This is a genomic window from Vibrio sp. CUB2, assembly GCF_001557945.1.
Taxonomy (GTDB): domain Bacteria; phylum Pseudomonadota; class Gammaproteobacteria; order Enterobacterales; family Vibrionaceae; genus Vibrio; species Vibrio owensii.
Genome location: NZ_LNRB01000016.1, coordinates 130,842 through 138,635, shown reverse-complemented (window position 1 = coordinate 138,635; position 7,794 = coordinate 130,842). Strand labels below are relative to the sequence as shown.

9 protein-coding genes and 1 other RNA gene are annotated in these 7,794 nt (G+C 42.3%); 2 read left to right on the top strand and 8 right to left on the bottom strand.

The genetic code is table 11. The features are described 5' to 3' along the window. The 5 genes from ATB78_RS21915 to smpB form a co-directional block, all read right to left on the bottom strand. The coding region (locus tag ATB78_RS21915; RefSeq protein ID WP_179946996.1) for a transposase at nt 1–316 on the bottom strand (316 nt) is incomplete at its 3' end. Between the two features lie 30 nt (nt 317–346). Continuing rightward, complete coding sequence (locus ATB78_RS21910; RefSeq protein ID WP_240537437.1) at nt 347–1,723, bottom strand: DUF262 domain-containing protein; 1,377 nt, start codon at nt 1,721–1,723, stop codon at nt 347–349. Between the two features lie 235 nt (nt 1,724–1,958). Then, nucleotides 1,959–3,227, bottom strand: a complete 1,269-nt coding sequence (locus tag ATB78_RS21905; protein ID WP_061010493.1) for a site-specific integrase — start codon at nt 3,225–3,227, stop codon at nt 1,959–1,961. A 98-nt stretch (nt 3,228–3,325) separates the two neighbouring features. Then, nucleotides 3,326–3,693, bottom strand: a transfer-messenger RNA (tmRNA) gene (ssrA, locus tag ATB78_RS21900). A 68-nt stretch (nt 3,694–3,761) separates the two neighbouring features. Next, entirely contained in the window at nt 3,762–4,247 is a 486-nt protein-coding gene (gene smpB, locus ATB78_RS21895; RefSeq protein ID WP_005440253.1) for an SsrA-binding protein SmpB, read from the bottom strand. 118 nt (nt 4,248–4,365) lie between these two features. Between smpB and ATB78_RS21890 the strand changes: the two genes are divergently transcribed. Both ATB78_RS21890 and ATB78_RS21885 read left to right on the top strand, forming a co-directional pair. After that, nucleotides 4,366–4,809, top strand: coding sequence for an SRPBCC family protein (locus tag ATB78_RS21890; RefSeq protein WP_005424743.1), 444 nt, complete (start codon nt 4,366–4,368; stop codon nt 4,807–4,809). Then, nucleotides 4,799–5,155: an RnfH family protein gene (locus ATB78_RS21885; RefSeq protein ID WP_061010491.1), complete on the top strand. Its 357-nt coding sequence runs from the start codon at nt 4,799–4,801 to the stop codon at nt 5,153–5,155. The genes ATB78_RS21890 and ATB78_RS21885 overlap by 11 nt, the downstream gene beginning before the upstream one ends. Before the next feature lie 56 nt (nt 5,156–5,211). Here ATB78_RS21885 and ATB78_RS21880 read toward each other — a convergent pair whose 3' ends face one another. From ATB78_RS21880 to ATB78_RS21870, 3 genes are all read right to left on the bottom strand, one after another. Then, nucleotides 5,212–6,477: an erythromycin esterase family protein gene (locus ATB78_RS21880; protein ID WP_061010489.1), complete on the bottom strand. Its 1,266-nt coding sequence runs from the start codon at nt 6,475–6,477 to the stop codon at nt 5,212–5,214. Between the two features lie 219 nt (nt 6,478–6,696). Then, entirely contained in the window at nt 6,697–7,056 is a 360-nt protein-coding gene (gene bamE / locus ATB78_RS21875; protein ID WP_005440242.1) for an outer membrane protein assembly factor BamE, read from the bottom strand. Between the two features lie 247 nt (nt 7,057–7,303). After that, on the bottom strand, nt 7,304–7,786 hold the full coding sequence (locus tag ATB78_RS21870; RefSeq protein WP_061010487.1) for a GNAT family N-acetyltransferase: 483 nt from the start codon (nt 7,784–7,786) through the stop codon (nt 7,304–7,306). Nucleotides 7,787–7,794 lie beyond the last annotated feature (8 nt).

The following is a 7,794-nucleotide window of genomic DNA, read 5'->3' as shown; positions in this document are numbered from 1 at the left end:
ATGAAACCTCAACTTCCTTAGCTCGGCGGCTTATACAGGTGTAGTGCGGGCAAACAAGCGGGATGTTAGCCAGCTTAAATACAGAGTCTAGAAAACCTTGTAGCGCTCTCAATGGCATAGAGAAAATGCGTTTCACCATCAGTGCGGTAGTAATGGCTAAGTCGCTGAATCGGCGAGGTCTACCACGCTTGCCTTGTTTGTTTTGTTTCCACTCAGCTATCGTTTCCTCATCAATCCAAAAGGTCAGAGAACCACGGTTGATTAAGGCTTTGTTGTACTGCTTCCAGTTAGTTGTTTTGTAACGAGGTTTAGGCATGAGGCTACGACGATTGATGGGGGTAGCCGATCAGATCGTAGCTTCTAGATTTAGTTCCATCGATTTAAGCAACAAAGCCGTTTTAAGTTGCTTACTGCTAAATGCACCTTTGAAATGGTCATCATCGGGATAGATATCCTTAAGAGCCTGAATGACCTTGGAGTAAGTATCTATTTCACCATTTTCTATCTTTATAGCGACAGAGCTGTACAAGCCCTCTTGATCTTGAGGAGGTAGACTGCATATGACATTGTACCTGAATGAAATAACTGAAATAGCGTTCAGAATTCGGGTAAAAGTATTACGTTCAGCATCATAAAACTTACGATATGCAGACATAAGCATTGCGACAGGCTGCTTTACCCCAAACATACTTAGCTGACTTAAGGATTCCCTTTCATTAGCATTCCATATATCGCTGTTAGGATCACGGAGATTAGCATAAATTTCTGAGTTATATTCCAAATCTCTTACTAACTCAAATGCTTTTTCCTTAGTGTTTATTGATTTTTGAATAGTCTTAAACAACTCTTTCTTTCGAACTAGCTTGTTTTTACTATTCCAAAAAATCCTCAACAACTCAGGAAAACTCTCGCTATTTAGTAATCCGGTTATATGTTCCCATGAAGCTTCAAGGTCTAACATAATGGTATCATGAGGGTCATCGCTGCTTAGGACTGAAAATAAATAGTTTTTAAGCAGGTCTGTTGAAGAAAGCTTTACTCCACGAGCATTAAGAGTTTCAAATACTTTGAATGCATTTAGTTCGTCTGTAACCGTGATTACGGTAAAAAACAGTTTATCTACGAGTGAATCAATAAAGACGGTGATTTGCTGTCCGCTATTGTCTTCAAAGCCAAAACGAGCTTCAAGCTTGCTAGAATACCATTGGTACGACTTACGCAGTAAGTGTTCCGATGCTTTTAAATTTCTTTGAGGTATCTGAGATGCATTAGCTGCAATATAGTTTTGATAAAATCGATCGTTATGCTTATTAAGAGTAAGCTTCGACTTAGAGCGAAGTGTAATAGGATCAATATAACCAATATATGATTCCCTTAAAACTTTCTCTCGTTGAGTGTTGTTTTCAGAATCAATTTGCCGAGCTATCAAGGATTGCAGATGACGTAATGCAGCTAAAATGATAATGCTGATCGTTGTGATTCTTTGCTGCCCGTCAATGACTAGACTTGATCTGTCCCCCTGAGTGCTTTGCAAAACCAGATAGCCCATATAATGTTCTGTTTCTGCATCAGTCTCTTCACTGTACATCGCCATTATATCAAACCACAGCTCTTCCCAGTTTTCTTCATTCCATGAGTAGTCACGCTGAAATGGTGGAATTCTGTATGTGACATTGTGACCAACTAGTTGCCGAAAATTTTCGTTTGCTGTACTTAGGTTCATTTTGTGCCTTTTTATGTGATCTGAACTGATACTAACACCCTGATATAAAAATATAATACAACCTAGTTCCTGAATATGTCATCAATAAATCATCTATTACCTACTTAGATACTTTCTTGTTTGTATACTACGCTGGGTACGGAAACGAAGTCGGAACTAAATAGCTTTTAGTGACCCAAGTTAGCATGATGAGCATACCTAGATTTTCTCTCTAAATAGTAATTGAAAAAATAATCTATGAATTTATCTTAATGATATTAATAGTATTTTTTAGTTTTTCAATACTCATACCTTTGCCGTACCTATCGTAAGTGATGTTGTTTTGAGAGTGCCCTAGAAGCTCGCCAGTAAGAATGGAAGATACTTCGGCATGTTTTAGTTGAGTTGCTACGGTGTGCCTAAACGAATGGAAATCATGCCCACGCCCAAATCCTAACTTGCTCTTAAAGCGCCCAAACCATTTGGATGCTGCTGTGCCAAAACCATCTCGTTCTTGTTTCAAGGCAGGAAAGATACGTTCATGCTGCACGCTGTTGATGTAGTCAATGAAACCAAGTTCTAATAGCTTTTCATGAATAGGGATGACCCTACGGCTGCTGTTATTTTTTAGTCGTTGTCCATCATGCTTATCGTCAATTCTGAGCACCCAAACTCCATCTTGTTTATAGATGTCCTTATTGTAGAGCTGACATAGCTCATTTAAGCGTGCGCCAGTGTACAACCCTAGCAGCGGCAGCCAATAGTAGTGTGGATGCTTATATTTCTTCTTAGTATGGATCTCAGTGCTGAAAAGTTTTTTTAGGTCTGTGTAGTCATAAGCGTGTTTGGCTTCGCTGTCTTTGCGAGTTTTCTTGAATCTCATTCCCTTAAATGGGTTGATATCCGTCATTTCCATTTGTAAACACCACTCAAAAAACGATGAGCATTTTTGTATGTAGTCTTTGACGCTCTCTGTGCTTAAGGTCGCAAATTTATGCTTTTTGTTAGCCTCTATCAGTTGCAGACCTCTCATCCCACTAAATTGTTTATGCTTGGTTGCATTGACAGGATATTGGCTTAACAAGGTACGGACTTCTTCAGCTTGAAGTCGACGAATATCCTTTATGTTTCTTGTTTTGAGCAGGGTAAGTACGATATGACATTTCGCATAAGCCATATCAATCGTTTTTTGATTCACTAGTTCTTTTTTGGAATCTCGATACATTTGGAGGCATTTGAAAGGGTCGATTGATGCTGTTTTTTCTTTCGAAACTAAAATCGCAGGCGATGCAGGCTTCTCAGGTCTATATGTGCCCGTATTAGATTCAATCATCGGTTGGTTGTTCTGAATTGAAATACGAATTTCCAGCTCCAGCTGCAATGCTTTTACAATAGCCGTTTGTTTGTCAGATGTGCGAAGAGAACGTTTGATCTCATATCGATTGTGAAATAGGTGTCGATGTATGGATGGTATTTGATAACGGAATTGCCAAATTCCGCCTTTTGAGATTCGCAGGTTATGCATGTTTTAGTACCTTGTTTCAGTACCAAACAGCCAAATCATTGATCGTATAGAAACAAAAAGGGCGGTAAATCAGTGATTTACCGCCCTTTCCAAACGTTTGGTGGAGCTGGCGGGAGTTGAACCCGCGTCCGAAAACCTTTCATCATTGGTACTACATGCTTAGTCGATCTTTAAATTCACCACCCACCTGCGAACCGACACGCTAGTAAATGACTATCCTGAATTATAATTCGTCGTTCATCTCTCAGGCGGGAGAATCCGGACTAGCGCGTTTGGGTTTGATCCCTCGTTGGTCCCCGTCTTACGTGCGGAAGCTAGGGCGAGAGAGCTCTGAGCAGGTTATTAAGCTGCTAGTGCGTAGTTTTCGTCGTTTGCGACTATTTTTTTGCGGTTTGTTAACGAGGCCTACCGCACCTCGGCATGCACCTCAGACTTCTGAATTCCCGTCGAATCCTAAATCAGCCCCAGAGGTAATATCGGCATAGTAACAGAAAAGCCTAGGCTGTCCAGTACTATGCGTCTAAGTGGTCAAGTTTAACGCAGTGAACTCTTCATCACGCGTGCTTTTTCACGAGCCCAATCTTTTTCTTTAAGATCGGTACGTTTGTCGTGAAGCTTTTTACCTTTCGCAACACCGATCTTGATCTTCACCCAAGAGCGAGACCAGTACAGTGACAATGCGGCTAGCGTCATACCTTCACGGTTGATGCGACCAAGAAGGTTGTCGAGTTCACGACGACTCATTAGTAGTTTGCGCACACGTGTAGGGTTTGCGACAACGTGAGTTGATGCTTGATTAAGAGGAGTGATGGTCATTCCGCTGACAAAAGCCTCTCCGTCACGCATGAAAACGTAGCTTTCAGCGATATTGGCTTTACCTTGGCGAAGTGCTTTCACTTCCCAACCTTGTAGCTCCAAGCCTGCTTCAATTTCATCGTCAATGAAGTATTCGTGGCGAGCTTTTTTATTAAGCGCGATAGTGTTGCTACCCGCTTTTTGTTTTGATTTTTTCTTTACCATAATGGCCTCATTATACGGGTTGGGTATACGTTAGGAAATCCTTTTATTTGCGCTATCGTCGAATAAAAGTAAAATTGGCACAAGTCTTAAACTTGTACGCGTATCGATAGGAGTGTGTATGAAGCAAATCAGCCGTTCTGCTTTGGTGTCTTTTAGTGCAGAGCAGATGTTCGATCTGGTCAATGATGTTTCGAAGTATCCTGAGTTTCTACCTGGTTGTTCAGGTTCACGAATCATTGAGTCTTCGGGCGAAGGTATGGTGGCTTCTGTCGACGTGGCGAAAGCAGGTATCAGCAAGACGTTTACAACTTCTAATGAACTTATTCCTGGCCAAGCGATCATGATGAATCTGGTGGATGGTCCTTTTAAAACTCTTCGTGGCGGATGGATCTTTACCGCACTTGATGAGCAGGCTTGTAAAGTTGAGCTGAAACTTGAGTTTGAATTCTCAAGCAAAATGATTGAGATGGCTTTTGGCAAAATCTTTAATGAGCTAACCAGCAACATGGTAAACGCTTTTACTAAACGTGCGAAACAGGTGTACGAGTGCTATGAGTATTGAGTCGGATATGATTCATGTTGAGGTGGTGTATGCACTTCCTCAGGAGCAGCGTGTGTTCACTTTGGTTGTGAATAACCAAGCAACGGTTGAAGAGATTATTCGTCAGTCTGGTGTACTTGAATTGTACCCAGAGATTGATTTGAAGAAGAATAAAGTCGGCGTTTACAGCCGCAACGTTCGACTAGATGCGACGGTTCGAGACAAAGATCGAATCGAAATTTACCGTCCATTACTGGCGGATCCAAAAGAGATTCGCCGTAAACGAGCTGAGCAAGCAAAAGTGGCAGGCAGTGCAGATCCTGTGACGGGCGGTAAGCCAAACTCTTTGAGAAAATCAGCGGAATAACGCTCGTAGATATAAAACAAAACCTCCCAACTGGGAGGTTTTGTCGTTTCTGGCGCTTATCTTGGCGAATCTATCGAACTCGGGGTTTCTGTTCTGGTGTAGATAATCCCTTCCGCTAGGTCGTTGGCGTAGCTTAGAGGTTGGTAAATGATGCTATCTGGGTGTTTTAACCCAGCAATATCTTCCATTTTAATAAACGCATTTTCGACGCCATTTTGTGCCAAGAGTTTCTCCACACTTCCCATCTCACGAGTTGAAAAATGAGGAATTGCCCGTAGCTCTGGATCGGATTCCATTGGAGTGATGTATCCATCTTCGAAGGTATGAATCAAGCTGTACACTTCATTCGGGTCAACTTGTTGGCGCAGGTGCCAAAATGCACCGGTGCTGTCATGCCATGCACCAACGTAGTTACTTATGTGGACGTTGTGGCCCCAAGCGAGAATGCTTTTACCCGGCAACCATTCTTTCTGTAGCCATCGCAAGTTGTCGGCTTGCATGATTTCATCTGGGTTGTAGGTATCAAACCAGCGACTTTGCGCATGTGCTTGCATGCTTTTGACTATCTGCAACCAGAAGGTGGCGTATTCACGAAAATCTTGCCTTTGCTCCAATGGAGGTAGGAGTTGTTCGGCTTTCATTTGAGACATCACAGAGTTAAGAGACGCAAGTTGATTGATAAATGCTTGCTTCGCGCTGTGGTCTGGCTCGGCAAAATACCAAGGGCACATCATTGCCTCGCCGTTGGGGATAAAGCTTGCCCAATCTATGTTAATCAATTGGTGCTTTTCTGCGAATGTTTGCATTTCTGGCAGCATGGTACTGCAAGCAGGGTCACTGCTGTGTCTGCCATCAAATGCAACATAATACAAAGGCTTGTCAGTAAACGCTTGTTGCTCAACGTACTCGTATAGCGGGTAGATTTCTGGAGTTTCTGAGTAGAGGAACATGAAAGAGTAGAGCATGGCGTCTCGTACATCGGTGATTTCTCCATCCATCAAGCGTTGCCACAAGCGAAGTCCGTCATACAGGCCACTCTCCATTGCAAGAACGTCGATTTCACCAGACTGATGCAAGTATTTAGTAATACGAGATTTCAACTTGTAGCCTTGTGCTCCACCATGAGTCGCTTCACCTAGGCCAATAAATGATTTACCAGCTACAGCTTGCCTGATGGGTTCAAGGTCTGAGTCATCCGCGTGATTAAACTCTAAACTGTTGATATGGGACGTGATTGCGATTTGTTCTTTCGAATCGTCATCATCACAGCCAAGCAAAAGGAGTGAAGAGATGGCGAGTAGACCATAAGACATTGCTTTCATTTTCGTGTTCCTTGCATGAACCATTACTCTATTCAGATTAAATGTGAGTGGTTGCATAAAAAATGCTCAGCAAGAGGATTTGCGAGTCCATTCAAACAAAGCGATGAAGGGAGAGTAAGAGGGAAAATAAAGCTGTGAATTAGGGAGTTAGAGTGAGTGACAAGCAATAAAAAAGCCTCCATGAGGAGGCTTTAGGAATACTGCGAAAATAAAGGTTGTTTACTGAATCTTCTCGTAAAACGCATCGCTTTTCGGGTAGTCGCCAGTTAGATCAGCCAGCGTACCTTGATCGTTAAATTGAACGATCAGATCTTTCTGCACGGAATCACCGTGACCTGGTGTGTGATGGTAAATGTAGTACCACGTGTTCGGGTAGCCATTTTCAACCAACATAGGTGAACCAAGAACGTAGCGAACCTGTGCTTTAGTCATCCCAAACTTTAATTTATCAACCGCACTTTGTTCTACATAGTTGCCTTGGTTGATATCAATACGATAAACCAGTCTTTCCAATACCGAACATCCTGTCAGCAATGTCATTGCTAATGGTACGGCAACTAACCACTTCTTTAATTGCATAATAATTTCTTAGTAACCTTTAAAATACTGCGCTGATAATAAACAAGCTCGACGCAGATGTAAAAAGCTATGCGTCGTATGGTAGGAAATCTGACAACGAATTTTGAGTTGAGTTGCATTTATTCGCTGATATTGCACGCTAAATGGCAGAACATGACTCACAAATTCGTTTAAACCGAGAGCTTAACAGTTTGTCACGCACAATAATGGCATGTTTGTCAGATCAATGAAGGAGAAAATTCAGCGGTTATTTGGCTTGTGAAAACTCAAGTAGAGTATCGCCGGAAAAGCGATAGTACTCTTTCTCGTTGACTCGCTCAGCACCAATCGATTGGTAAAACCGACCTGCGAGAGGATTTGTGCTTTCTGCTGTCCAATCTAATCGATGACAACCATGAATGACGGCAAGAGACGCGAGATACTTCATCAACTTTAGTCCTACGCCTTTTCCTCGCGCAGAAGAGGACACGAATAGATCCTTCAAATACATTTGACCGGAGAGTTTCGGTGCAGGAAACATCACGGTGTAGGTCGCAAATCCCATTATGGTGTCGTTAGTGTATGCCGCAATAACTTTGATGCCAGAGTACTCTGAAAAGACTTTGTACTTGAGATAATGTGCCAGCTCTTTCTCAGTGGCTGCTTGTTCTTTGAAGTAGTACTGCTCTAATTCGGTAAAAATGGGGATGAGATTTAAGCAGCTTTCATGGTCGACTGTCCTGATATCCATATTTCATC

Bases quoted from the DNA above. Each gene is read 5' to 3' on its own strand.
- ATB78_RS21910 (WP_240537437.1), bottom strand. From the start codon at position 1,723: ATGAACCTAAGTACAGCAAACGAAAATTTTCGGCAACTAGTTGGTCAC.
- ATB78_RS21905 (WP_061010493.1), bottom strand. From the start codon at position 3,227: ATGCATAACCTGCGAATCTCAAAAGGCGGAATTTGGCAATTCCGTTAT.
- smpB (WP_005440253.1), bottom strand. From the start codon at position 4,247: ATGGTAAAGAAAAAATCAAAACAAAAAGCGGGTAGCAACACTATCGCG.
- ATB78_RS21890 (WP_005424743.1), top strand. From the start codon at position 4,366: ATGAAGCAAATCAGCCGTTCTGCTTTGGTGTCTTTTAGTGCAGAGCAG.
- ATB78_RS21885 (WP_061010491.1), top strand. From the start codon at position 4,799: ATGAGTATTGAGTCGGATATGATTCATGTTGAGGTGGTGTATGCACTT.
- ATB78_RS21880 (WP_061010489.1), bottom strand. From the start codon at position 6,477: ATGAAAGCAATGTCTTATGGTCTACTCGCCATCTCTTCACTCCTTTTG.
- bamE (WP_005440242.1), bottom strand. From the start codon at position 7,056: ATGCAATTAAAGAAGTGGTTAGTTGCCGTACCATTAGCAATGACATTG.
- ATB78_RS21870 (WP_061010487.1), bottom strand. From the start codon at position 7,786: ATGGATATCAGGACAGTCGACCATGAAAGCTGCTTAAATCTCATCCCC.